Origin of the sequence: Microcoleus sp. B5-D4 (assembly GCF_036705145.1) — a bacterium.
Lineage (GTDB): Bacteria > Cyanobacteriota > Cyanobacteriia > Cyanobacteriales > Microcoleaceae > Microcoleus.
Genome location: NZ_JAUBTV010000049.1, coordinates 21,352 through 48,111 on the forward strand (window position 1 = coordinate 21,352; position 26,760 = coordinate 48,111).

11 protein-coding genes are annotated in these 26,760 nt (G+C 47.0%); 2 read left to right on the top strand and 9 right to left on the bottom strand.

All coding sequences use genetic code 11. The features are described 5' to 3' along the window. Positions 1-153: 153 nt before the first annotated feature. From QUB10_RS21235 to QUB10_RS21265, 7 genes are all read right to left on the bottom strand, one after another. On the bottom strand, positions 154-8,274 hold the full coding sequence (locus tag QUB10_RS21235) for a DUF7948 domain-containing protein (protein ID WP_333205285.1): 8,121 nt from the start codon (positions 8,272-8,274) through the stop codon (positions 154-156). Positions 8,275-8,680: 406 nt separating this feature from the next. Then, complete coding sequence (locus tag QUB10_RS21240; RefSeq protein WP_333205286.1) at positions 8,681-9,577, bottom strand: AraC family transcriptional regulator; 897 nt, start codon at positions 9,575-9,577, stop codon at positions 8,681-8,683. Positions 9,578-9,991: 414 nt separating this feature from the next. Then, positions 9,992-10,474 (bottom strand): cytochrome b6-f complex subunit IV, encoded by a 483-nt coding sequence (petD, locus tag QUB10_RS21245; protein WP_333205287.1) that lies wholly within the window; start codon positions 10,472-10,474, stop codon positions 9,992-9,994. Positions 10,475-11,022: 548 nt separating this feature from the next. Further along, complete coding sequence (petB, locus tag QUB10_RS21250) at positions 11,023-11,691, bottom strand: cytochrome b6 (RefSeq protein WP_172190423.1); 669 nt, start codon at positions 11,689-11,691, stop codon at positions 11,023-11,025. Between the two features lie 599 nt (positions 11,692-12,290). Further along, the gene (locus QUB10_RS21255) at positions 12,291-13,352 is read right to left on the bottom strand and encodes a calcium-binding protein (protein WP_333205288.1); all 1,062 of its coding nucleotides are present in this window, start codon (positions 13,350-13,352) and stop codon (positions 12,291-12,293) included. Positions 13,353-13,603: 251 nt separating this feature from the next. After that, positions 13,604-21,397 (bottom strand): DUF4347 domain-containing protein, encoded by a 7,794-nt coding sequence (locus tag QUB10_RS21260; protein WP_333205289.1) that lies wholly within the window; start codon positions 21,395-21,397, stop codon positions 13,604-13,606. A 339-nt stretch (positions 21,398-21,736) separates the two neighbouring features. Then, the gene (locus QUB10_RS21265) at positions 21,737-22,633 is read right to left on the bottom strand and encodes an AraC family transcriptional regulator (protein WP_333205290.1); all 897 of its coding nucleotides are present in this window, start codon (positions 22,631-22,633) and stop codon (positions 21,737-21,739) included. 200 nt (positions 22,634-22,833) lie between these two features. Between QUB10_RS21265 and ctpA the strand changes: the two genes are divergently transcribed. After that, positions 22,834-24,072: a carboxyl-terminal processing protease CtpA gene (ctpA, locus tag QUB10_RS21270; RefSeq protein WP_333205291.1), complete on the top strand. Its 1,239-nt coding sequence runs from the start codon at positions 22,834-22,836 to the stop codon at positions 24,070-24,072. Between the two features lie 223 nt (positions 24,073-24,295). Here the strand turns inward: ctpA and QUB10_RS21275 are convergent, their stop codons facing one another. Further along, positions 24,296-24,712, bottom strand: a complete 417-nt coding sequence (locus QUB10_RS21275) for a slr1601 family putative cell division protein (protein WP_333205292.1) — start codon at positions 24,710-24,712, stop codon at positions 24,296-24,298. Positions 24,713-24,997: 285 nt separating this feature from the next. Then, complete coding sequence (gene psaM, locus QUB10_RS21280) at positions 24,998-25,093, bottom strand: photosystem I reaction center subunit XII (RefSeq protein ID WP_015174804.1); 96 nt, start codon at positions 25,091-25,093, stop codon at positions 24,998-25,000. A gap of 397 nt (positions 25,094-25,490) precedes the next feature. Here psaM and tnpB point away from each other — a divergent pair, with 397 nt between their 5' ends. After that, positions 25,491-26,702, top strand: a complete 1,212-nt coding sequence (tnpB, locus tag QUB10_RS21285; RefSeq protein WP_333205293.1) for an IS200/IS605 family element RNA-guided endonuclease TnpB — start codon at positions 25,491-25,493, stop codon at positions 26,700-26,702. The last annotated feature ends 58 nt before the right edge of the window (positions 26,703-26,760 follow it).

Below are 26,760 nucleotides of genomic sequence, written 5' to 3' on the forward strand. Positions count from 1 at the left end.
CTGAATATGTCTGCGCCCCAGTCTGGCCTTATCCCGGAGATTGAGTGGAATTTTTAACGATTGCTGGTAAGTAGATCTACTTTCTGCATCTAAAGTATTAGCCCCAATCTCGGAGAGTCGCACATAACTACGGTTATGTGCGACTCCTTGCTATTAGATAGAGCCAAAATCTGCGACATTAATGAGACTGGCACTCACCCCATTGAGAGCAGCTAAAATTTCTCCGTTTACTGAGGAACGGATGAAAGTTGTACTGTTTTCTTGAGTAAAGGACAGTTGGGAGAAAGTAAGATTGTTGCCTAGAGAAAGCAAATCTTTACCATCTTCAAAATCCAAGATAATATCGATACCAGAATTGCTAGATAGCAAGAATTTATCATTGCCATCACCTCCCGTCAAACTATCACTTCCCAAGCCGCCAGTCAGCAAATCATCACCGTTACCTCCCAGCAGAATATCGCTGCCATCGTCGCCGTTCAAAATGTCAGCACCGCGATTGCCAAACAAGGCATCATCACCGCTACTTCCGAGTAAAGTATCGTTCGCCTTGCCGCCGAAAAGAGTGTCATTCCCCACCCCGCCGTCGAGGGAATCATTGCCCCTCATGCCCATCAAAACATTATTCGCGCTGTCGCCAGTCAGGATATCGTCGCCATTCGTACCGAGAATTCGATCGGGGGAATTGCTGCCCAAATCTGCATCGCCGGTGACAACAGGAGTCGCAATCCCAGCAGGTAATATCACAGCTTGAATTTTGGTATCTAAAGCAGCACCAGTATTCTCAGTAACTACCTGGGAAATTGTCTTAGTTCCCGCACCGACTGCTTTGAAGTCTTGAGTTGTTGCGCCCAAAGTTACTTGTTGGACGCGGGCTACTGCTTCAGGAATGGATGTTCCTGTTGGGTTGGAGACAGCGGCATCAATGCGCTGATTGGCTGTTGCCATTACAGTCGCAACTTGCGAGATAATTTGGGTGACTTGTTGACTGTTGAAATTCGAGTCAATTTGCTGAATTTGAGTTGTTGCTTGCTGAATTATTGGTTCTAAAGCTGCTGAAGAACTCAGGTTTAAAACTGTACCCGATTGAATTGAAGTCGTAATTGCACTGACAACAGCCTTGACAATATCGGTATTGGCTGCGCTGGAAGCACCGTCGATCAAAGCGCTAGTTTGAGTGATGAAGTTTTGGACTTTCACCATTTCTGCTAAGACTTGGACACCGCCCGGTACATTGTTGTTGGTGGCTTCTATGGGGTCGAAGCTAGTCAGGTCAAATTCAGCGGGAATCGCCAGAGCAGATTTGACCAGAGATTGTGCTGCTTCGGGTGCAACTCCTTTATCGATTAAGTCGGCGACTAAGCTGGTTAAGAGGGTGACAACAGTAGAATCTGGTGGTGCGGTGACTGGCGTTTCTAGGGGCAAGCCAGTGGCGGTGTCAGTACCTCCAGTAGCAACTAAATTACCTTCTGATGGGTCGATTTCTCCGTTTTTGTTGGTGTCGAAAGTCTCGAAGGCAATATTGAGATTATATTTACCGCTTGCATCGGTAATGGTGGATGGTTCGTTGGTATCTTTGATGCCGTTTTTGTTGGCATCTAGGAAGACTGTCGCCCCAGAAATGTAACCGTCGATGACCCAGCCATCTCCTCTGTTCACTATGTGGATGATCTGGCTGGCACACGCACCATCAGGGTCTGTTGCTGTTAACTTAGCGTAGAAGTTTCCCCAGTTGCTTGGGGGAGTTCCGGTGAACTGGATGGTGTTTGCGGCAGAGTTAAACGACAATCCAAGCCAACTGCTGTTCGGATTGCTCTGTAATGAGCTGTCGTCAGTCTGGGTTAGCGTGTAGGTGAGTAGGTCGCCATCCGGGTCCGTGTAGACGTTAGGAACGTCTACATTGAGAGCAGTGTACCGGGAGCCCAGGTGAATTTTCTCTTGTGGGGGGCGATTGCCGATAATAGCTTGGGCCAAAGCCATCACATCGACGCGCTTGTAATCAAAATTGGTATAGGTAACATTGTCGTCTTCGTCGTCGCCGTCATTGATAGTGACACCGGTTGCTTTCAAAAGATTGGCGAACTCGGTTGGTGTCAGTCGGCGGCCTAATTCTTGCTGTGCTAACTGTTGGGCTAACACTGCAATGCCCCCAATGTGGGCTGTAGCTTGACTGCTACCGTGATAAATGTTTATGGGAGCGCCAGAGGGGGTTGTGAACTCGCCAGGTAGGCCAGCCCCAGCCCCGGTGATGGGTGCCCCCGGAGCAAACACTGTGGTTAATGCCCCGTTACGCTGAGAAAATGGAGCTATGCGATCGGCAGCAGTGGTATTTGCGATCGCATCGCCAAAATAATTTCCATACTGAAAACTACCAATGTTGGAGTTATATACCGCGCTGACAGATAGGGAATTGGGATCGGCTGAAGGGTAGTTGACACCTGGATTATTCTGGTACTCGTAGTAACGGTTTCCTGATGAAGAGACAACAATGATATTCTTTGCAGCCAATGCTGCCAGTTCATCTCCAATTCCGTAGAGTGAAATAGCGCTGGAATAACTTTCACCGCTGCCGAATGCCATATTAACGCTGGCAATGTTTTGAGCGTCTGCATTTTCCAATACCCACTGCAAAGCTTGTTCTACAAACGGAAACTTATTAATTTCGTCTCCTACATTAGCTGGAGGATCCTTTCTCACCTTGAGGTCGATAATATTAGCCCCAGGTGCCATCCCTGTATAGGTTGGGTCTTGGGAGGCAATAATGCTAGCAATGTTCGATCCATGTCCGTCTTGGTCGCTTGCATCTGCGTCGCCGTCGGCAAAATCGTAGTTATAAACGATGCGATCGGCGATGCCGTTAGAGTCAGTATCAGGGCCAAAGAATTGGTGATCTAAGTTGATGCCAGTATCTAATATCGCTACAGAGAAACCGCTGCCGTCAATACCGGAAAAACGCGGTGCGGCGCGGAATTTATCCAGATTGATCAGTTTACTGGATACACTTGCATCGCGCTTATGCTCGGGATAGGGGTCGTTGCCGCTGGCGTCAAAACTACCAAAATATTCTAGGTCATTGTTGTTGCCACCAATACGACTAGAAAGCACTGAAGATATGAAAGAGTTCTCGAACCGGGTACTTGATAGATTGTTATTGATTAGATTGTTGCTGCTTCCAGAATTGTTTTGGGGACTTGCAACTGGCTGCGAAGCTGTGAAGGCCGGGCCTTCATATCCTGTGGTTGTGACACCTTGAAGACGAGGTATAACAGACAAGTTTAAATTGTAGGGAGTTTCTACACTATTAACTGAAGAAACTCGCACCTTGTAAGTGCCGTGTTCCAAAACGCGGTTAATTGACTTTGATGCAATGCCAGAATCTTGTGCAGTTGAAATGACATTTTGACTGCTGTCAAGCAATTCTATTTTGACATCTTGATTGACTCCGTTGACTGACAAATTGAAGTCATTTTGAGCACCTAAAGTGAATTCGTAGTAATCGGGATCGTTAGTGCTGACTGCATCGGGGTAATTTCTGAAACTAGAAGCTGCATTGATTTCCTTGGCTGTACTTGCAGTGTTTTCAGCTAAGTCTCTGGCTGGGATATTATTGGTAACAGCGACATCGGCTGCATTTAAGCCGCTATAATTGTTGTCCGTACTAACAGCAGGGGCAGTAACAATCGTGTAAGGTTTATTGCCGTCAGCAACATTGTCGTTAACACCTGTTACCGTCACCGTTTGCGCTGCATTCCAGTTACCCGGATTGAAAGTCAGCGATACAGGTAAAACTGTTCCTTCTGCTGTATTGGAACTTTCTAAATCTATTTTGACATCAGCAGTAGGTTGGCTGTTGAGTGTGACATCAAATGTTGCTGTTCCCCCTGATTCTGTGGTGATTAATCCACTTACAGGATTAACGGTAATTCCAGCAGGTGTTGGGGTTGGTGTTGGAGGTGTTGGTGTTGGGGTTGGGGTTGGAGGTGTTGGAGGTATTGGAGGTGTTGGAGGTATTGGAGGTGTTGGAGTTGGAGGTGTTGGAGTTGGAGGTGTTGGGGTTGGAGGTGTTGGAGTTGGAGGTGTTGGAGTTGGAGGTGTTGGAGTTGGAGGTGTTGGAGTTGGAGGTGTTGGAGTTGGAGGTGTTGGGGTTGGAGGTGTTGGGGTTGGAGGTGTTGGGGTTGGAGGTGTTGGGGTTGGAGGTGTTGGGGTTGGAGGTGGAGGTGTTGGGGTTGGGGTTGGGGCAGTGTCGTTATCAGTAATGGCGACATTAACAGGGGAAATTGTGATGCTGTTATATTTAACATCGGTACTGGTAAAAGTATGCCCGATCGCCCCCGCATGATTTCCTTCCACAGCCGCATCGTCTGTAGCTGTTACTGTGACTGGTTTGGCAACATTCCAGTTGGTAGCGTCGAAGGTAATTGCACCCATCGCATTTATTTGATTTCCCCCATCAAAACTGATAGTAACTGGTGCAGTTGGCTGCGAATTTAACTTGAGTGTATAACTGCCTGTGGCACCGCCTTCTGTAGCAGTTGTGCTCTGTTGTGAAATACTCACACCTGTAGTGTCGTTGTCAGCAATCGTGGCTGTCACAGGAGAAATCGTCAGGTTGTTATAATTAGTATCTGTACTGACAGATGTGTGAGCGATCGTGCCGCTGCGGGCTCCTTGCGCTATGCTGTCATCGATCGCCGTAACAGTGACATTTTGCGCCACATTCCAATTATTCGGGGTGAAAGTGACAGGTGCGATCGCATTAATTTGATTGCCAGTGTCAAAATTTATCGTGACGTTTGCAGTAGGTGCGGTAGTCAGAATTACGCCGTAGCTATCCGTTGCACCGCCTTCAGCAATAGCTGTCCCGCCTCCTGATTGGACAAGAGAAATACCGGGACTATCGTTATCTGTAATCGATGCTGTCACATTGGGAATGACTTTCGCATTATAATTTGCATCGGTACTCGTAGCTGTGTGAGCAATCGTGCCACTGTGGGTTCCTTGTGCTAGATTGTCGTCGATCGCAGTAACAGTGACAGTTTGAGCAACGTTCCAGTTAGTGCTGTCAAAAGTAATAGGTGTGGCGATCGGATTAAGTTGATTGTCAGTATTGAAACTGATAGTAACCGGTGCCTTCGGTTGCGAAGTTAGCTCGATTTTGTAACTGCCATTTGCGCCACCTTCTGTAGCAGTTATGTTCGTAGGTGCAATGCTGAAATCGGCAGTGTCGTTGTCGGTAATGGCGACGCTAACAGCCGGAATTGTGATGCTGTTATAGTTAGTATCGGTACTGGTAGCTGTATGGGCGATCGCACCTGCATGATTTCCTTCAACTGCATTGTCGTCCACAGCAGCCACCGCAACAGTTTGAGCGACATTCCAATTAGTAGCGGTAAAAGTAAGTGCGGTAATTGGTTGAATTTCACTGCCTGTAGCTAAGTTAATCGTAACAGGTGCGATGGGTTGGGTATTTAATTTAACGCTATAAGTTCCAGTTGCACCGCCTTCCGTCGCAGTCGTGTTAGTCGGAGTAATACTAACGCCTGCGGTGTCGTTATCAGTAATGGCGACATTAACAGGGGAAATTGTGATGCTGTTATAGTTAGTATCGGTACTGGTGGCAGTATGGGCGATCGCACCTGCATGATTTCCTTCAACTAAATTGTCGTCAACTGCTTTCACCGCAACAGTTTGAGCGACATTCCAATTAGTAGCGGTAAAAGTAAGTGCGGTAATTGGTTGAATTTCACTGCCTGTAGCCAAGTTAATCGTAACAGGTGCGATCGGTTGAGTATTTAATTTAACGCTATAACTTCCGTTTGCACCGGCTTCCGTCGCAGTCGTGTTAGTCGGAGTAATACTAACGCCTGCGGTGTCATTATCAGTAATATTAGCATTGACGGTATTGCCAGCAGTGCCATTAACTGTAAAACTTGCAGTAGTCCCGTTATAATTAGCATCGGTACTGATAGCAGTGTGAGTAATCGGGCCGCTGTGTGGCGAAGTTTCTGCTACTGCATCATCAACTGCACTGACTGTCACTGTTTGCGGTACAAACCAGTTAGTTGGAGTGAAACTAATGCCAGCAATCGGTTGAATTTGAGTGTCGGTATTAAGTGCGATCGCCACATTTGCAGTAGGCTGATTAGTGAGCACAACTGTATAAGTATCAGTCGTCCCGCTTTCTGCTACATTAGTGCTGCCGCCCGACTCAACAATCTTTACCTGCGGCCCGCCAGGAATTATTTTAGTAATAAAAGCATCAGAAGCACCTCCCCCATTCGCCGCTTGCAAAGGATTCGCAGTAGGCAAATTAGTAGACGTAGTAGATCCCGCCACATAAACTGCACCAGAAGCATCCACCGCAATACCACTACCGTTGTCGTCGCCGCTGCCGCCAAGATAAGTAGAATCAACTAAGGCAGAACCCGACGCATTGATTTTTGTGACAAAAGCATCTTTCCCGCCGCCGCTAACACTTTGAATAGCATTCTTAGTCGGGAAATTAGTCGAAGTCGTATCCCCGGTAACATAAGCATTATTTGCACTGTCAACAATAATGCGATGGCCTTTGTCATCTCCGCTGCCGCCCAAATAAGTTGAATAAATCAAAGAACTACCGTTAGGACTCAGCTTGCTGACAAAAGCATCATTAGCACCACCTGCACTAGCAGCTTGAATTGGACTAGCGGTAAGAAAATTAGTTGAAGTGGTACTTCCTACAACATAGGCACTTCCAGCACTATCTACAGCGATATCAGCACCTTTTTCATCGCCACTACCACCTAAATAGGTGGAATAAGCACGTGCACCATTCGCGTTAAATTTAGCGACAAAGGCATCTGCACCGCCTCCAATTTTACTTTGAAAAGTAGCATTGGGGAATTCACTGCCTCCATAATATTCCGCCGGGAAGTTAGTCGAAGAAGTAATGCCAGTAATGTAGGCATTACCATTATTGTCTATTGCAATGGCTTGAGCGTCTTCGCGACCAGAACCCCCCAAATAAGTAGAATAAACTAAAGCACTACCTGCGGGATTAACTTTAGTAATAAACGCATCAATGTTGCCTCCAATTTGAGGTTGGGAGGCATTGGCAGTGGGGAAACCATCGCCTGTGATCCCGGTAACATAAGCATTACCGTTACTGTCTACCGCAATGCCGTTGCCTAGGGCGCCACTGGTGCTCGTGCCTAAAAAGGTAGAATAAACTAACGCATTGCCGGCTGCATTGAGTTTTGTTACCCCAGCAGTGTAATTAGGTGTTGTCGGTTGAAAAGCACCCGGTGTAATTGGATAACCCGGATCGATTTGTCCGGTTAAATAAGCATTGCCTTGACTGTCTACCGCAATCCCAAAACCGTATTCATTGCCAATACCGCCGATATAAGTAGAGTAAACTAAGGCAGTTCCTTCGGGGTTAATTTTGGTAACTAAGAAATCAGCGTTACCTGCTGGCGTAGTTTGGTACGCACCGGGAGTAGTCGTAAAATTGTTAAAAGTAGTGCCAATAATGTAAGCCGCACCTGTACTATCTACAGTCATGCGGTTGGCGTAGTCATTGCCGTTGCCGCTTATGCCATCGCCGCTGCCGCCTAAGTAAGTCGAGTAAGCTAAAACCGGGTCAATAACTAGGGGTTGAGTGGGGTCAAAATATCCCAAACTAAAATTAACTTGACCGTTTCCTAATAAATTGTAAGCTGCGGGAACATTCACCCGCTGTCCGTTGATATCTTGATAAACTATCGGTGCGTTATCAATTAATTCGCCCAGCGGTGTCTCTAATATCAGTGCTCCATCCTCACGCAAGCGGATGTCGTTAACACCGCTATAGTTCATCTTAATTTGACTCGGATCGGCAAAAGGTGCAACCAAAAACTCGCTTTTAAGTTGTCCTTCAGTGCCTTTGAAAACGCGGTCAATTCCTTGATAGACGTTTTGATAAACAACGCCGTTAAAAGTAGGAACGTCTGTGTGCCATTGACTGGAATCTTCGCCTAAAATAAAGTTAGCAACTCCCGGCAATTGTTCCAACCCGGAAATTGTGGGATTCGGGTTGCTGTTGGCTAAGCTGCTGCGGACAATTGCAGAATTTGTGGCTTGGTTTCCCGGTTCATTGGGTTGCTGGAAAGCGGTAAAGGTGATTTCGTTTGGAGTGAAATAGATACTGTGACCGGCACCTTTGACCTGGAATTTCACATGAGGGTCAGTTTGTCCAGCATTTGCAATAAAACTTAAGGGAATTTGACCGTAAGATGCCTGTTGATTTTGAGAGCTCATAGCTGGTACCCCTGGTTCATGTTATGCGAGTAAGTATATACAAGTACCAGCTCTGCTGTATAGTACATTCTTGCGAAAAATTTACGAAAAATACAATTTTCTTGCGAAATTTCTCGGATTGTCGATTAAAAATTGTTACAGGGGCTACGGACTCGGTTTTTGTAGCTGGTTTTCTGCATTTCCAACCAGATTCTGATCGTGTCGGGTCGATCGACCGCGATTAAAGGTCGGGGCGGGTTTACAGGCTTTCTCGTTTCTATTAGAGATATTGGTGAACCCGCCCCTACAGGATTAATATCATGTCCGGTCAAATAGATATAATTCCTGTAGGGGCTCCCCTCACCGACAATAATTGCCTAAAACCGACAATCTCATAAACCTGCCCCCACCCAACGACAAATCGCTGTTAAAGTTGAGCGCGATATTTCTTAGGAGTCAAACCGACGATTTTGCAGAAAGTCTTGCTAAAGTGACTTTGGTCGTGAAACCCGACTTGCTCCGAGATATATGTTATTGATAAATCTTGCCTTTTCAACAACTGTTTGGCTTTCTCAATCCGGCAATTGGTGACGTATAGATGGGGCGTGACTCCAATTGATTGTTTGAACAAACGACTGAAATAATAAGGACTAATCTGCACTAAGTTAGCCAGTTCAGCTATGTGCAAATCTCGGTTTAGGTAGTCATTTATGTAGTTAATAACAATCTGCAATTTGACAGGATCGAGACCGCCTTCAAAATCTCGCCTATGCGGTTTTTGTGCACAATAGCGGTGAAGTATGTGCATTGAAAGCGCGTTTTTCAGTGCATCGACATAAAGAGTACCGTTTAATCCACCTGATTCGAGTTCGGTTTTGAGGGCCCAGCCAATGCCGAGAATCAAAGGATCGCTGATTTTCCAGTGCGGTATAATTTCAATGAGGTTTGAATTGGTCGATTCGCCAACTGTATTGTCGAAGTCGGTAGGGTCGATCGCGATCGCGACAAATTCAGGATCTTCGACTGCACCTGACTGGAAATCAGTACCAGCACCACCAATGAAAATCTCTCCTCTTTGCCACGGTTCGCTACCGTAGTGTTTCCCGTTGAGTATTCCGTTTACTGTAACTGAATTGAGTATCAGCCCAATGTTGTGTTGTTGGAAACAGTGTTCGGGAGTTTCGTCTGCTGGCTGACGGTGATATTCGACGTGAATTCCCTCCCATTTTGTGCCGTGACTCGACAGGATTGAGGGACTCGGGAGAATCGATTTCATCGCGTCTGGCTGGGCAAAATCAAGAATTAAGGCTTTCTCTGAGGACATAGCTTGCACCTGGGGCAGTTGCTGTTATTCTAGAGCTCTGAAGTTCCCGCAGTTATACAAAAGATACCCAGCCTTTGACATATTCTAGCTCTGTTTGTCAAGGTTCCGCAATAAAAATTAATGGAGTTTGACTCTAGGGCGGTTTAGAGTCGATCGAGCATCGGCACTTTTATACCAGCCGTTGCGCCTACAATTAATTACTGATAATTATTAACTTTTAAAGCGATAAATCAAAAATCAAAAATCAAAAATCTAACATCTAACATCCAAAATCACCAATCCAAAATCTAAAATCTAAAATCTAAAATCTAAAATCTAAAATCTAAAATCAATTGACGCCCGCTAAAGTTTCCCACCAGTACAAAAGCACTTTACAGGAAAGCCGCAGGCGTCAAAATCAAGCAAACTTAAATCTTAGAAAAGACCCAGTGTGAAAGATTTGTCGATCGGGAAAATAGCACCAATACCCAACCACAGAGTGAACGCAGTTCCCAAGAGGAAAACAGTAGTAGCAACAGGGCGGCGGAACGGATTTTGAAACTTGTTAACGCTCTCGATGAACGGAATCAAAATCAAGCCAACGGGAACACCAGCCATGCAAGCAATACCCAACAATTTGTTAGGCAAAACGCGCAGGAGTTGAAACACAGGCCACAAATACCATTCCGGCAGAATTTCCAGCGGAGTAGCAAAAGGATTAGCCGGTTCTCCAACCAAAGCCGGGTCTAGTACGGCCAAGCCCACGCACAGAGAAATCGTTCCCATGATCACTATAGGGAAAACGTAGAGCAAGTCATTAGGCCAAGCTGGTTCGCCGTAATAGTTGTGACCCATGCCCTTAGCGAGCTTAGCGCGGAGCGCGGGATCGCTCAAATCAGGTTTTTTGATAATAGACATAGTGAGAGTGTTCTCCTTTTAGTTTTACCCGGGCCTGCCATTCCGCTGTATTCGTTAGTCTCAATCAGCGGGGCGATCCCAGGAAGTATTGGCCGTAAATAAATATCTTGACATCCTCACCGACTATCAGGTGCGGTGATTCCTAAACCTCACAATTTAGGTTTCTGCTTCTTTGCAACTGCCTCCACCCTCAAGGAGTATTGGTCTTACGTTCGCTCCACAGACTATCCCCGCAAGCCCTGCGGTTCTTATGTGTCGAAAACCCCAAAAGGAATTCTTATGTATTGTTTTGATTCTAGGGATGTTTGCCATTGCCCTATCCTCTTTTCCCGGTCTACCGATTTGTCTGCGCCGCCAGTCAAACTGGACTTCGCCCGCCCGAGCTGTCTGAATCCATCGACGGACAGTGGGTCAGTGACCATCTAGATGCTAATACAAAGCCGTCCTAGAAGGACGGGGTTTCGTGCCCAATTTTTTGATGAATTCGGAATTTTCAACTCACAATTCAGTGGGGGGGGCAAAAGAATACCGCCCCCACAACTCAAAATTTACAACGGGCCAGAGATACCTTGCTTGCGAATCATCAAGAAGTGAGCCAGCATGAAGACTACAATCAGCCAAGGCAACACAAACGTGTGCAAGCTATAGTAGCGAGTCAAAGTGCCTTGACCGACGCTGACACCGCCGCGCAGCAGTTCAACCATCAAAGAGCCGACAAACGGGATAGCTTCGGGGACGCCGGAAACGATTTTAACTGCCCAGTAACCAATTTGATCCCAAGGCAGCGAATAGCCGGTCACGCCGAAAGAAACAGTGATGACTGCCAAGATTACTCCTGTCACCCAGGTTAACTCGCGGGGCTTTTTGAAGCCGCCGGTCAGGTAAACCCGGAAGGTGTGCAAAATCATCATCAGTACCATCATGCTGGCAGACCAGCGGTGGATGGAGCGGATCAGCCAGCCGAAGTTGACTTCATTCATCAGGTATTGCACTGAAGAAAAAGCTTCTGCTACCGTCGGACGGTAATAGAAAGTCATGGCGAAGCCGGTGGCAAACTGGATCAGAAAGCAAACTAAAGTAATTCCGCCCAAGCAGTAGAAAATATTGACGTGGGGGGGTACATACTTTGTAGTGATGTCATCGGCGAGCGCCTGAATTTCCAGGCGTTCCTCAAACCACTGGTAGGTTTTTGAGTCGGTGATTTGTTTAGAAAACATGGAGCCAGAATTCCTAAAAGAATATTGCTGTGGTTGAGGTTCAGGGCAGCAGCCACAAGGTTTTTTGTCGCCCCGCGCCGAGCAGCTTGCTTTTACTAGCAAATGCCTGAGGCTATTTTTTTAATTTGGAGCTGACGAAAGGAACTCTATTGTGCGATCGCCTGCAAGCCCTGGGAAACTAAGCGGTGGCTTGTCCCTACTCGCTGGCGTTGCCCGATCGAATTCCAGACTGTGATAAAAAATGTAACATAATTGCCGTGCAATTTTCACGCAGGCGATCGCTTTTTGGACACTTAAAAGGCTTTTTTCGGAATCTCAACATCCGCCCAAGCTACTATGCGGGTAGGACTGAGCTACAGAAAGCAGTCCGAGCCGGAAACCGGTTTGCCGGGAGAGGCCAAATTTCATCTCGATCGTAAAACTTTACCTTTTGGCCCCAAACGCCCTCATGGTCGATCGAGTAGCCCGAGCCGGTTCGACAGTCCAACCGAATCTTGTTTTGTAGTAAGGACTGCAGTCTTTACTAACAAAATCTGCTGGCGGCAACCTGCGTATTTCCGTAAAAAAAGCCGGTGATTGCCCCCATCCGTAAAGTCCTATCACAATTGAAAAGAAAGCAAACTTTCCACAAAAACTGGCAGTATTGGCGAGAAAGGAGTGGGACGCGGCGGTATCGGGAAGGGAATTTCAGGAAGAGACGGGAAGGATGGAAAGTCTCGCGATGGCGGTGTAAACCCAGTCGAAACGATCGTGCAATCTGATAGACTCACATCTGTAACATTTTTAACGTCGGCGATTAAATCCGATCCGACAAATATCCGAGTTCCCCGTGTCATACCGTCATCATAAGATTCAAATCGGTAAGAGAAGAAGCGAGAACCGTCACCATCTTGTACGAAGCCAACGACTTGGATTTTGTCGCCTTCGACCCGGTTAAAATCCTCAATAACAGCATAGGCATTGTCACCACTATAGAATAGGTAAGGGCGGGCATTTGACGAACCGAGAACAAATAAGTCGGCTCCATTTTGCCCGATCAAATAATCAATTTGTGCTACTGTTGAGGAAAAGCCGTAACCCAATAATGTGTCATTACCCGGCCCGCCAATCAGGGTGTCGTTGCCTTCATTTCCCTCAAGCAAATCGTCTCCTGCATTGCCGTTAAGGTAGTCATTATCTAAGTCACCTCTTAAAGTGTCGTTCCCACTGTCTCCCAACAGGCGATCGTTACCTTTGCCACCAATTAACAAGTCGTTGTTGCTGCCACCAAACAAGCGATCGTCTCCATCTCCTCCGATCGCCGTATCATTGCCTTGACCGCCATTAAGACAGTCATTGCCAGCCCCTCCCAAGATACTATCATTATTGTCTTCTCCTCTGATTAAATCCGCGCCTTCGCCACCCTCAAGAATATCATTCCCGGCACCTCCTTCAATTTTGTCATCGCCTTCGCCACCGCTGAGACTGTCGTTACCAAAGTAGCCCAAAAGGCGATCGCTACCGATTCCACCTGCGAGACTATCATTTCCTACTCCGCCATCTAAAGTGTCATTACCATCCAAACCAGATAGAGTATCATTCCCTCCCAGCCCGCACAGGGAATCATCGCCAATTTCACCGGCTAGCAAATTATCGAGATTGTCCCCGCATATAACTACCATAAATTTGTCCTCCTGAAAACTATTTCACAAGTACAGTCACTCAATTTTAGATTTTAGATTTTAGATTTTAGATTTTTACCCTCCCCGCAATTTCAAATTGTGAATTTTGGATTTTGTAAGGACTTTAGTTCTGATTGACATTTTGTAGTAAGGAATGCAAATCTTGATTGACCCAAATCTGTAATAAAAAACTCAAGTCTTACTAGAAAACGAATTTCAGGGACACAGGCAAATCCTGTGTCCCTAATGTTTTAACTGAAATCAGCGAGGCTAATTTGGTTAGCTGTCACGCCATTGATAGCAGCTAAAATTTTACCAGTTTCTGTCAAGCTGATTAAAGTTGCAGTGTTGCTAGGGATAATAGAAAGTTGCGAGAAGGTTAAATTGTCGGCAAGTACGAGGAAGTCGATGCCGGCTTCAAAATCAACAATGATATCGCTGCCAGAATTGGCTGAAATTAAGAAGCGATCGCTCCCATTTCCTCCTATCAAACTGTCATCGCCGTTTTCACCGCTGAGAAAATCAGATCCGTTACCGCCGAGGAGAATATCGCTAGCTTGACCGCCGTAAAGACTGTCATTGCCTTCACCTCCACTCAAGCTATCTTGACCGCGATTTCCAAATAGGATATCTTCCCCATTATTGCCGAACAAATTATCGCTTTCTTTGCCGCCGTAAACAGTGTCATCGCCGTCGCTACCGTCGAGGGAATCATTGCCTTGATTGCCCTGTATCCAGTCGTTGCCACCCAAACCGCTGAGAGTATCATTGCCGCGTTTGCCGGCCATTGTATCGCTGCCACTGTCGCCGGAGAGGCTGTCGTCGCCGTCAGTGCCGATGAGATTGGAGTTGGCTGCGATCGCATCTATTTCTCCTTCAATCACCGCAACGGCAGGTGTATCGGGCAATGTCGTTTGTTGAATTGTGGTATCTAACGCAGTACCAGTATTTTCGGCAATAACTTGGGCGATCGATTTCGTACCTGTACCGACTGCTTTTAAGTCTTCAGAGGTTGCGCCTAGGGCTACTTTTTGCACGCGGGCAACTTCTCGGTTAATTGAAGCTGTTGCAGTGTTGGATACAACTTGGTCAATGCGCTGATTTGCTTCGGCCATTACCTTAGCTGCATCGGGGGCAATTTGCAACAATTGCTGAGTGTTTAAATCCGAGTCAAATTGTTGCGCTGCTGTGGCGGCGCGATCGACAATTGTTGCTAACTGGTTGGCATCGCCCAGATTGAGAGTTGTCCCCGATTGAATTTGTTGAACGATCGCACTTACAACTGCTTTTACGGTGTCGGTATTATCCAGAATCGACCCACCGTCTATTAAAGCAGCAGTTTGGGTAATGACGTTTTGTACCTTGACCATTGCAGTCAAAGTTTCTACTCCACCCGCGATCGCGTTTTCGGTAGCTGCGATCGGATCTAAGTCAGTGATGTCAACATTAGCGGGAATGGAAAGAGAAGATTTGACGAGAGATTCGGCGCGATCGCTGTCAATTCCTTTGTCAATTAAATCCGCTACTAAACTGGTTAACAGGGTGACAACTGTAGCGTAAGGCGGGGCAGTGACAGGCGTTTCCAAAGGCAAACCAGTTGCCGTATCAATGCCACCAAAAGCCACAATATTGCCTTCTTCCGGATCGAGTTCGCCGTTGCGATTTTTGTCAAAATTTTCCAAGGAAATATCGAGTTCGTATTCACCTTTTGGGCCAGTTGTTGCAGAGGGTTCGCTAGCATCAAGTTCGCCATTTTTGTTAGCGTCTAAGAAAACTGTAGCCCCAGCGATGTAGCCGTCAATAACAGAACCTCGACCTCGATTATAAAGATCGAAGAATGCTATATCCGATGCACCAGCAGCATCCCTTGCTGTTACTCGAATCCAGTAGTTGCGATGGCGCTGCAAGCTATCATCAACCCTGAAAGTGCGACTGGCAGGATCGAAAGTCATGCCAGTTGGTAAGGGGCTAATGCGACTCCAACTTGTCGGGATTGGCGATCGTCCGCCGCTGACATTTCGCCACTCGAAATTGGTGACATTTTCATACCAATCAGCAGTGTAAGTCAGCGTATCGCCCGGATCGGGGTCAGTGAAAGTGTTGTTTTGAAAAGTAAACTGCAATTGAGGACTCGCACCCGGTTGCAAACGCAAACCTTGTTCGCGGAACGGAATGTTTAAAACAGGCGGGCGGTTGACACCAGGACTCAGATTCAGATTAATATAACCTGACGATCCGCCGAAGCCATCTACTGCTATTTTGTAAGTCGTACCCGCAGTAGCAGTAAAATTGACTCGACTGGTTTGACCTCCAGCAGGGTCGTTATTATTGCTAGCAACAGTTGTTAAACTAGAAACAGAACCGCCAGTGTAAACTCCCAACAAAGTATCGAAGGAACTGCCGGCCGTAGAAACTGTTACCGCGCCAGAACTTGGGGCTGTCCAAGACCACCAAATAGATTTACCGCCGCTGTTACCTGCATGGTTTAATTCTCCTGTTTGTTTGGTGCCGTTGACATTTAAACCAGTTGAGGAAAAAGAACTACCCGTGACAGTTTTAGCATTCTCAAGATTATCGTTTGAGTGCCGCCAATTAGCAGCATAAATAGCAGTATTATTCAGCGTCCGAGCATTATCTGTGGAACTCGTTCCTGTGGGTTCGCCGAGATAAGTGCGATCGGGATTGGACCAGCGATTGATCCGCGTAATGGGAGGATCGGGACGGCGGGTCTGGTAAGACATGATGGTGCGGAAAGTGATTGGATCGGTGGTATCCCGATAGCCGTAAGCATAGGGATAAGCGCCAGCACTGCTTGCATTTTGTTCATTATGATGAGCACCTTGGTTATGCCCTAGTTCGTGGGCAAAGGTGTAAGATCCTGCTGCATTATTCCTCTTGACTACAGTAAAGGCTGAATTTGCAAACCCATAGCTAGGATCTGTCATTAAGTAACCTATACCGCCGTAGTCTAAGCTATCAACAAATAAGCTCACCATGTCGGCCGAATAGGTATTCCGCAGTTGGTGAACTTCGTCTATAAAACCATCGGAAGTATTGCGAAGCCTGTTTAAATCTGTGCTGGCATTGCCACTTTCTGTGTAGTCTATTTCCTGTCTGTGTACTATCCGTATCCGGTGATTGACGCCACTGTTTTCATAACCTAAATTTGTTTCAGATTCAGCCAGGTCAATCAAGGTATTCATGGCATCAGTACCTCCCTCAGCATCTTTGGCTGCTGCGGTATAAACGACCATGACATCTATTACTGCGGGGTCGTCACCGGTCAAATCTGGGCTGCTGTCTGGAAGGTCAGCAAAACTGTCGCTGGGAACGGGAACTGCATCGCTGTCTTGATGAACGTCGGGAAAAGCTGCTTGGTCGATTTCTCGAATGCTGTGCAGACCGTTACCGGCGTAGCGAATTTGGTAAAATTTGTCTTTGTACCTGATATTGCCGATCGCAACGCCATCTTTTTTGCTATTAGTTAAGATGACTTCACTGTCATCTAAAGCACCTTGAATACGACCGATACGCACCCAACTTTCTCCATTGGATGAGGATGTTACCTGATCGAAGATTACATCAAAAGATGTATCGTTAAATAAGTTAATGTTGAGCGGCCCCTCGTCAAAATCCTGCTGCGGGTCATCTATGAGACCAAAATTTACATTTGATAACCGCTGGCGTTTAACAGTAGGGTCATCAAGGTCTGGTTCTGCGACAACTTGCCCCGGTGTTAGGGGAATCAATAAAGAATTGCGTTTGCCAGCAGCAGTATTATCCGTGCTGGTAACGATCGCATCTGCTGCATTTAAACCGGAATAATTGCGATCGTTGCTGACAGAAGGTTTGGTAACAATGCTGTAAGTTTTATCACCGTCAACAACCTTGTCATCAACACCAGTTACCGTCACCGTTTGCGTTTGATTCCAATTAGCAAAGTTGAAGTTCAGCGAGGGTGGAGAAACTATGCCTTCTGCTGGATTGGAACTTTCTAAATCAATTCTGACATCAGCAGTTGGCGGAGTATTTAGTTTGACTGTAAATGTTGCTTTACCTCCCGCTTCTGTGGTGACTAATCCTGATGTCGGATCGACAGTAATGCCAGCAGGTATCGTCGGCGGCATGATTACTGGCGGTAGTGGAGTTGGCGTTGGTGGAGTTGGCGTTGGTGGAGTTGGAGTTGGTGTTGGTGGAGTTGGTGTTGGTGTTGGCGGTGTTGGTGGAGTTGGTGTTGGTGGAGTTGGTGTTGGTGTTGGTGTTGGTGGAGTTGGTGTCGGTGGAGTTGGTGGAGTTGGTGTCGGTGGAGTTGGTGTTGGAGTTGGTGTTGGCGGAGTTGGTGTCGGTGGTGTTGGCGGTGTTGGTGTTGGCGGTGTTGGTGTCGGTGGAGTTGGTGTTGGAGTTGGTGTTGGCGGAGTTGGTGTCGGTGGTGTTGGCGGTGTTGGTGTTGGCGGTGTTGGTGTTGGCGGAGTTGGTGTCGGTGGTGTTGGCGGTGTTGGTGTTGGTGTCGGTGGTGTTGGCGGTGTTGGTGTTGGCGGTGTTGGTGTTGGCGGTGTTGGTGTTGGCGTAGTTTCGTTATCAGTAATGGCGACAGTAACAGGCGCGCTCGCAATTCCGCTATATTTCGCGTCGTTACTTGTTACCGCGTGATTGATTGTGCCACTGTGAGTACCTTCTATAACTGTGTCATCCGTCGCAATCACAGTTACAGTTTGGGCAATATTCCAATTAGCAGCGTCGAAACTAATGGGGGCGATCGCACTTATTTGATTCCCCCCGTCAAAGCTGACTGTTACCGGCGCTGTTGGCTGCGAATTTAGCTGAAGTGTATAAATTCCCGTTGCACCGCCTTCTGCTGCTGTGGTACTGGCGGGATTAACGGTAACGCCGACAGTATCGCTGTCGCTGTTAGTAACGCTGACATCGGCAGCACTGAAATTGCTGTAATTGCTGTCTGTACTAACAGCAGCCTCAGTGACAATAGTGTAAGCAATATCGCCGTCAGCAATATTGTCGCCAACACCTGTCACCGTTACCGTCTGCGCCTGATTCCAGTTATTGGGAGTGAAACTTAAGGTATTAGTAGAAACTGTTCCCTCCGCAGGATTGGAACTGCTTAAAGCTACCGTAACAGGTGCCGTAGGTTGAGTGTTGAGGACAACACTGAAATTTGCCGTACCTCCAGCTTCTGTTGTAGTTAATCCTGCTGTGGGATTAACGGTAATGCCTGCAGTTTCGTCGTCGCTATTCGTAATGCTGACATCGGCAGCACTGAAATTGCTGTAATTGCTGTCTGTACTAACAGCCGCAGCGGTGACAATATTGTAAGTTTGATTGCCGTCAGCAATATTGTCGTCAACGCCTGTTACTGTTACTGTTTGGGGCGCACTCCAATTGGCGGGAGTGAATGTCAGCGAGGGTGTAGAAACTGTTCCCTCGGCAACATTGGAACTGCTTAAGCCAACAGTCACGTTAGCAGTTGGTTCAGAGTTGAGTTGGACAGTAAATGTTGCTGTTCCTCCTGCTTCTGTTGTAATTAATCCGCTAGCGGGATTGACGGCAATTCCAGCAGTGTCGTCATTAGTAATAGTAGTTGTCGCACTAGCAGTACCAATTGTCGAACTGCCGCCGGGAAGACCGCCATCAGGCAATGTGACGGGATTTGATAGAGTGACGGTAATAGTTTCGTCTGGTTCAACGCTATCATCACCCAACACATCGAGGGTGACAGTTTTCGATGTTTCGCCAGAGGCAAAATTAATCAGACCAGTCGTACTTGCTGCGCCCGAAGTGCCGCCGATATTGTTGTAATCGCTGCCGTTGGTTGCAGTGCCACCAATTGCATAATCGACAGTCCCTGCTGTATCAGTACCGCCACTGCGACTAACAGTAAATATCAGTGGATTTGTGCCGGCGTTGCCTTCAGGAACAGTACCAGCACTAGCACCAACTGTGTAAATAATCGGATCGTTAGCAGGAATTGTTAGGGTTGTTTCAGAGATTGTACCTCCAAACCCTCCTCCTCCCGGACTCGTACCAAAACTCAAGACAACTGCTTCATCTATTTCTGCAAGGTTGTCTGGTTTGATAGTGACAGCTATATTTTGAGTCAAACTGCCGCTACCTGCGGGAAAAGTGAGAGTATTAGTAGAAAGAGCATAGTCAGAATCTTGAGTCGCTCGTGAGGTAGCAGGAGGAACGGGCAAGACAGTTGCGATCGGTACAATCAAGTCTGTAAATCGTAAACCGTCTTCGAGTGTCACAGGAATATTAACAGTCGCATCTGCGTCTCCTTCAAGGCTGCTGTAGGCAGAATTAGCAAAACTTGCTTTCAATAGCACATTCAACAGAATTGAAACTCTGTTACTGTTGGTATTGGCGACAGCAATATCTGGTCTGGTATCAGAGTTAAAATCTCCAACCGCGATCGCGCTCGGAGTGAGTCCCCCGGTATTATAATTAAATGGCCCGTTAAAGGTTCCTTGACCGGTTCCAGTTAAAATTGAAACATTATTAGAAGCGGCGTTCGCTACAGCTAAATCCGGTTGACCGTCAGCGTTGAAATCACCAACTGCAATATCATTAGGACCTGACCCAACATTAAAGTTAGCAGGATTGCTAAAAGTGCCTTGACCTGTCCCTGATAAAATTGATACGTTCTGGCCTGCGGTTACAGCCAGATCGGATCTGCCGTCAGCGTTAAAATCTCCAACGGCGATCGCGCTGGGACTTGTGCCGACACTCAAGTTGGTTGGATTGCCAAAAGTGCCTTGACCCGTACCGAAAAAAATAGAAACGCTGTTAGCCGGATTCCCGTTAGTGGCAGCGACATCGAGATTGTTGTCGCCGTTAAAATCTCCGATCGCGATCGCTAAGGGGCTGATTGCAGTCCCCACATTGTTAAACTCACCAAAAGTTCCTTGATTATTGCCTAAAGCAATAGAAACTTGGTTCTCTTCTGCCACAACTAAGTCAGCGAAGGTGTCTTGATTAAAATCTCCCGCAGCGATCGCCTCTTTAGTGATCCCAGGGCCAAAGTTGTTAGGATTGCTAAAGTTGCCTTGCCCTGTTCCTAAAAAGACATAAGCCCCTCCTCCTATATCGCCGCCAATTGCTACCGATACAGCTAAATCGGGAAGCGTATCCCCATTAAAATTGCCCGCAACAATACCGCTGGGAGATCCTCCACTCCCCAAGGTCAAGTTAGTAGCAGTTCCAAAATTACCTTGACCTGTTCCCAACAAGATCGACACACTGTCAGAACTTCTGTTAGCTACGGCTAAATCGAGAACACCATCTCCGTTCAAGTCCTGGCTAACAATAGCTGTAGGGAGATTTCCTGTTGTCAAGCCAGTAGGTGTTTGTTTAAACGTATTGAGAACGTGGCCGTAAGCTGCGATCGCTTCTGGCCCAAATGCAATGCCAGCTTTAATTGTCCCCGCTGTCACTGCCAATTCCCAGTCGCCGCCACCTTCTGCACAACCTGTCAGATTCTCAGAAGCAGCAACACTTGCCCCTGTTAGTTGACTCAGGCTGTTTACAAATGCTTTGCCTATATTTCCTTGGCCAACATTGCAGCCGTAGATCATAATTTCGGCATTTGCTGTCAGCGATCGCGCCCATCCTTGGACTGCTTGCACGAAATTACTGGCGCGATCGCTCAAATTTTTCCAACTCAATTCAACGTTCCCCAGTTGCACGCAACCGGGTTGCCCGTGGGCAATAATGTGAATTACTGAAAATTTCCTTCCCTGCAAAGCTTCGGCAATTTGTTCCAGGCCGTTGCGGTTTGACTCTAATTGAATTACTTCGGTTTCAGGGATAACGCCGTCGATTAAGGTTTGAGGGTCGGGGACGGCAGCATCGATAAATGCGATCGCTTTTGAGGAAAGCTGAGTCATTGACTTTAGGGAAACAGCCGTTGGGGCGATCCCTAAGTCTGGGATGTTTAAGTCTGGGATGTTATCGTTATTACAGTTTTCGGCACTGAGGGATTGGGGACTTGTGCCGGCAGGAAACTTGGTACCAATACTGAAAGTAGACATGATTAATTTACCTAGCTGATACTTCGGGTTTATGTGATGCGAGCAAGTCTACAAAAGCACCAGCTCTGCTGTATTGTAAATTCTTGCGGAAAACTTGCGAAAAATATAATTTTCTTGCGGAATTTATCCCTATTTGATGAAGAATTGTAACAGCGCCGGCGGGCTGGGGTTTTTATACGACAAAACTTACGCCTAGATACCAAAGAAACCGGGTTTTGTACCAAAATACACAGGTTTCCCGATCGGCTAAAAAACCCGGTTTCTGAACCCCCGCAAGCCCTATGCGAAAATACTTTGCAACTACAAACTGCTTTTAATGTGACAGAGGCTTGAGTTTTGTTAAAGCCGATCGCGATATTGCTTAGGAGTCAAACCGACAATTTTGCAGAATGTCTTACTAAAGTGACTTTGGTCGTGAAATCCCACTTGCTGGGAGATATATTTTATTGATAACTTCGGTTTTTTCAACAACTGTTTTGCTTTTTCAATTCGGCACTGGGTCACGTACTGATGGGGGGTTAATCCAGTCGATTGTTTAAACATACGGCTGAAATGATAAGAACTAATGTTCACTAAATTAGCAAGTTCACTTAAGTGCAAATCTCGGTTTATGAATTCATTAATGTAATGAATAACTAATTGCAATTGACCGGGGTCAAGACCGCCTCCAACATCTCGCAGGTTCGGTTTTTTCGCGCCATAGCGGTGCAGTATGTGCAGTGAAAGCGCGTTTTTTAGTGCATCGACATAAAGAGTACCGTTTAATCCGCCTGATTCCAGTTCGGTTTTGAGAGCCCAGGCAATTCCGCTAATCAACGGATCGCGGGTTTGCCATTGCGGTATAATTTCAATGGAATTTGAATTGATCGATTCGCCAACTGTATTGTCGAAGTCGGTAGGTTCAAGAGCGATCGCCATAAATTCATAGTCTGCTGCTGCAACTGACTGGAAATAAGTACCAGCAGCAGCGATGAACATCTGCCCACTTTGCCACGATTCGCTACCGCAGTTTTTCCCGTTCAGTGTTCCTTTTAGTGTGGCTGAATTGAGCATCAAGCCAACCGTGTGCTGTTCGAGACAGTGTTCGGGACATTCGTTTGGCGGCTGAGAGTGATATTCGACATGAATTCCTTGCCACTTTGTGCCGTGACTCGACAGGATTGCGGGGCGCGGGAGAATCACTTTCATCGCGTCTGTCTTGGCAAAATCAAGAATTAGTGGTTTCTGTGGGGACATAGCTGGCACCGACTGGACGAGTTGCTATTTTGTAGTTGACAACTCCTCGCCGTATAACGGCGAGGATTCTTCTAAGCATCCGAGTGCCTTCGGGACTGACCGTCGGGAAACAAATCTGAGTTAAATCTGCAACAGCGTTCCGAGCGTACAAACGTAAAATACATAAAATGTAATACTTACTGGTATTTTACAGAAAAATCATGCACAGACGAGTTTTCCAGATTGCTATTGTACTTTGCCTCCAAGTCGTCCTAGTTCTAGGTGGGTGGGCGCAGCCTGCCGCGGCGCTGACTCCTGAACAGCAGCTATTGAGCGAAGCTTGGCGAATTGTCAATCGCTCATATGTGGACGACAGCTTTAACTCTCAAAACTGGTGGTCGATTCGCCAAAAAGCTGTCAAGCAACCGCTTAACGACAGACAGCAGACTTACACGGCGATTCAGGGGATGCTGGCGAATCTCGACGACCCCTTCACTCGACTACTGAAACCCGAACAGTACCGCAGTTTGCAGGTCAACACTTCGGGAGAATTGACGGGTGTGGGGCTGCAAATTGCGATCGACCCCCAGACAAATACCCTGACTGTGGTGGCTCCTTTGGCCGGCTCACCGGCGGATAAAGCTGGCATCCAACCCCTCGATCGCATTCTGAAAATTGACGGCACTCCTACCTCAGAATTGAGCCTAGACGAGGCTGCAACTCGAATGCGCGGCCGCATCGGCACTCCCGTTACCTTGACCTTGGGGCGCGAGGGAAGGGACGTTGCTGAGGACATTGAGCTAGTGCGCGATCGCATTGCTCTGAATCCGGTTTACGCGGAATTGCAGTCGGGGTCGGAGAATTTAGCGGTGGGCTACATTCGCTTGAGTCAATTCAGCGCTAACGCCACTGAAGAAGTCGCTCACGCGATCGACCGCTTGGAAAAACAAGGAGCCGCCGCCTACATTCTCGACCTGCGGAACAACCCGGGCGGACTGTTGCAAGCAGGGATTGAAATTGCCCGCCTGTGGCTCGATTCCGGGACGATCGTCTACACGGTGAACAGACAAGGCATTCTCGGAAGTTTTGAAGCCTCTGGACAAGCCCTAACTAACGATCCGCTGATTGTTTTGGTGAACAAGGGAACTGCCAGTGCTAGCGAAATTTTGGCGGGTGCGCTGCAAGATAACGGCAGAGCTCAACTGGTAGGAGAAAAGACTTTTGGCAAAGGACTGATTCAGTCGCTGTTTGATTTGTCTGACGGTTCTGGGTTGGCCGTGACTGTTGCTAAGTACGAGACACCGAACCATAAAGATATTAACAAGCTGGGGATTGCGCCCGATCGCGTAGTGCCTTTGGAACCCATCGCGCGCGATCAAATCGGCACCGCAGCAGACTTGCAATATCAAGCTGCACTGCAACTACTGAAAGAAAAAACCGTGCTGGCAAAGTCAGTATAAGCCTGAGTTTGAAGTTTTGAGATTGCAATAGGTGACAATACGCAGGTCTGTCTGTCTCTGCGTTTGCTTCGCCACGACAGACAAGAATCATCAAAAAAACTCTTTTATTCAAAAGTGATATCAAGTCCGACAGATTCATCTGTCATTCTTCGCTGTGCGAACCAATGACATACAAGAATGATGCACATCGGACGTGATATCAAAACCCAAAACAGCCGTTCCCTTAAGGTTGCGGGGTTGATTCCTCGGCTTCGGGCACCTCGGCTTCTTGCAAAATTACCTGACGCTGCTGCGGGTCAGCTTGGTTGCTTTGCTCTTGCATCACAGTTTTAGCAAGACTAGGGTCAAAGTAGCGGTTAAAGTCCGATCGCGACTGATTTACTCGCCCTTGGGTAAGATTGACTTCTGCTTGGATTTCGTGCAATTTTTCTTGCACCGCCCGGTAGTGAGGCCAAAGCTGAAGCAAAGCAGAAGTGGCACAGACTGAAAGTACCATGTTGACTGCCAACTTGACCCCTGTTTCGGCCGCGAGGGTTTGGTGAGGGTAGGAACGCTGGCGGCTGCTGCTGCGACGAGGAGTAACCCGAGGGGAGTTTTTTACAGGACGCAGTGGGGTAACGGTGGGTTGAATCGCTTGCATAATTTTTTTTCAAATACCTGAGACTGACGTTTTAGAGTTCACAAGAGCAAATTCTGAGCTTAACGCACACTCGTCGCTGTTTGTCAGGGTGCTGACAGCCAAAATTGTTGAGACAAAGGTGACGCCTTAAGACGGAATTTTCCCATAAAAATGCCTGCCCTTGCAGTCTCGTCTTGCGGAACACAAACAATCTACTGCACTGGGGCAGCAATTGTCTGTATCTGTAATGCGAGAGATTTAACTGCTCAGGCAGGCGTTTTGCGGTTCGCAACTGGTGTCTGGAAACTATTTGTACAGTTCAGTTGACAACCGGAAAGCCAAGATTCCGGGAATCAAAGCAATTACGAGCGCTACGTAGACTTGGGTATCTGTTAAAGACATATTCGCAAAACTCCTTTTCGCGGGGACGAGCTTTCACCAATTTGAGACAAATTGGCGCTTTTGGGAATCATTTGTTACAACTTGCAACACAAATGCTGCCTCCGGGGAGGAGTGGCCTAGTGGCGCAGTGGCGCAGTGGCGCTGTTTTTGAGTGTCGGAGGGGGAGAATTTTTCCTTGTTTCCTGGGACTGCTTCCTTGGGACGTTGTTCGGACGATCGTCTCCCACAGAATTACCGCGTTAGGTTAAGATTTAACTAATGCGAATGGGAAGTCTTGCGCTCTACCGAAGGTGAGCGTCGGGATGAAAACGCAGCCCGAAAATAAATTGAGCGAGAGCGAATCAATATCCTTTTTGTGCGCTATGATAATTTTATCGGTATTCTGCAACCTTGATAAATGTATAAAGCTTACAAGTACAGAATTTATCCGACAGATGAGCAAGATGTCTTGCTGGCAAAGTCTTTTGGCTGTGCGAGATGGTTCTGGAACTATGCTTTGAATCTATGTCAAGAAACTTACAAGAATACTGGCAAAGGACTATCTAGGGCATACATACAAGGCTTGCTCCCTGCACTCAAAAAAGAATACGAATGGTTAAAAGAACCTTATTCTCAATGCTTGCAGGTGGTTGCATTGAATTTATCTACTGCCTACAAAAACTTCTTTGACAAGAGGGCGATGCTGCCCAAGTTCAAAGCCAAGCATGGCAGGCAGTCGATCAGCTACCCTCAAAATGTCAAATTCGACGGTGACTATATCAACCTACCTAAGATTGGTTTAGTTTTCTGTCGGCGACATCGTGATTTTCAGGGCGATATCAAGACCGTTACCGTATCTCGCAACCCGGACGGTAAACATTTTGTTTCTGTTTTGATTGACGATGGGAAAGAACAGCCTGAGTTAGTCCCAGCAGATAAAGCTATTGGCATTGACGTAGGGTTAACTCATTTTGCGATTACCAGTGATGGTTCTAAGTTCGGCAATCCCAAGTATTTCGTCAAACGTCAACGAAACTTAAAACGTAAACAACAAAAGCTCGATCGCAAAAAGAAAGGCAGTCAAAACAGGAAAAAGGCAAGACGGGCGGTGGCAAAAGTTCACTCCAAGATTGCCCGATGCCGGGAAGATTTTCTACAAAAGCTATCCCGCAAGATAGTTAACGAAAACCAAGTTATTGCAGTAGAAAATCTCAATATCAAAGGCATGGTCAAGAATCATAATTTAGCCAAAGCCATTAGTGATGTTGGCTGGGGTATGTTCTGCACAATGCTTAAGTACAAGGCCCAAAGTGAAGGTAAACAATACATTGAGATTGATCGATGGTTTCCTAGCTCAAAAACTTGTCATGCCTGCCTAAATCAAGTTGAGCATCTCACTCTTGATGTTAGGGCATGGACTTGTAAACATTGTGGTACTCATCATGACCGTGATGTAAATGCAGCCCTCAACATTAGAAATGAAGCCTTGCGGATTTTGGCGTTAGGAACTAGCGCTTCTGCCTGTGGAGGGGATGTAAGTCGATCTGGCAAAACTTCGGTTTTGTTGGACGCTATTCCCGTTGAATCAGGAAGCCAGCGCTGTACCAATGAAGTGGTCAGCGTCTGGTAGTTCACGTGAAGGTGACACTAATGTTAGACAGAGCGGGTAATTTGTGCTGCGCTCGATC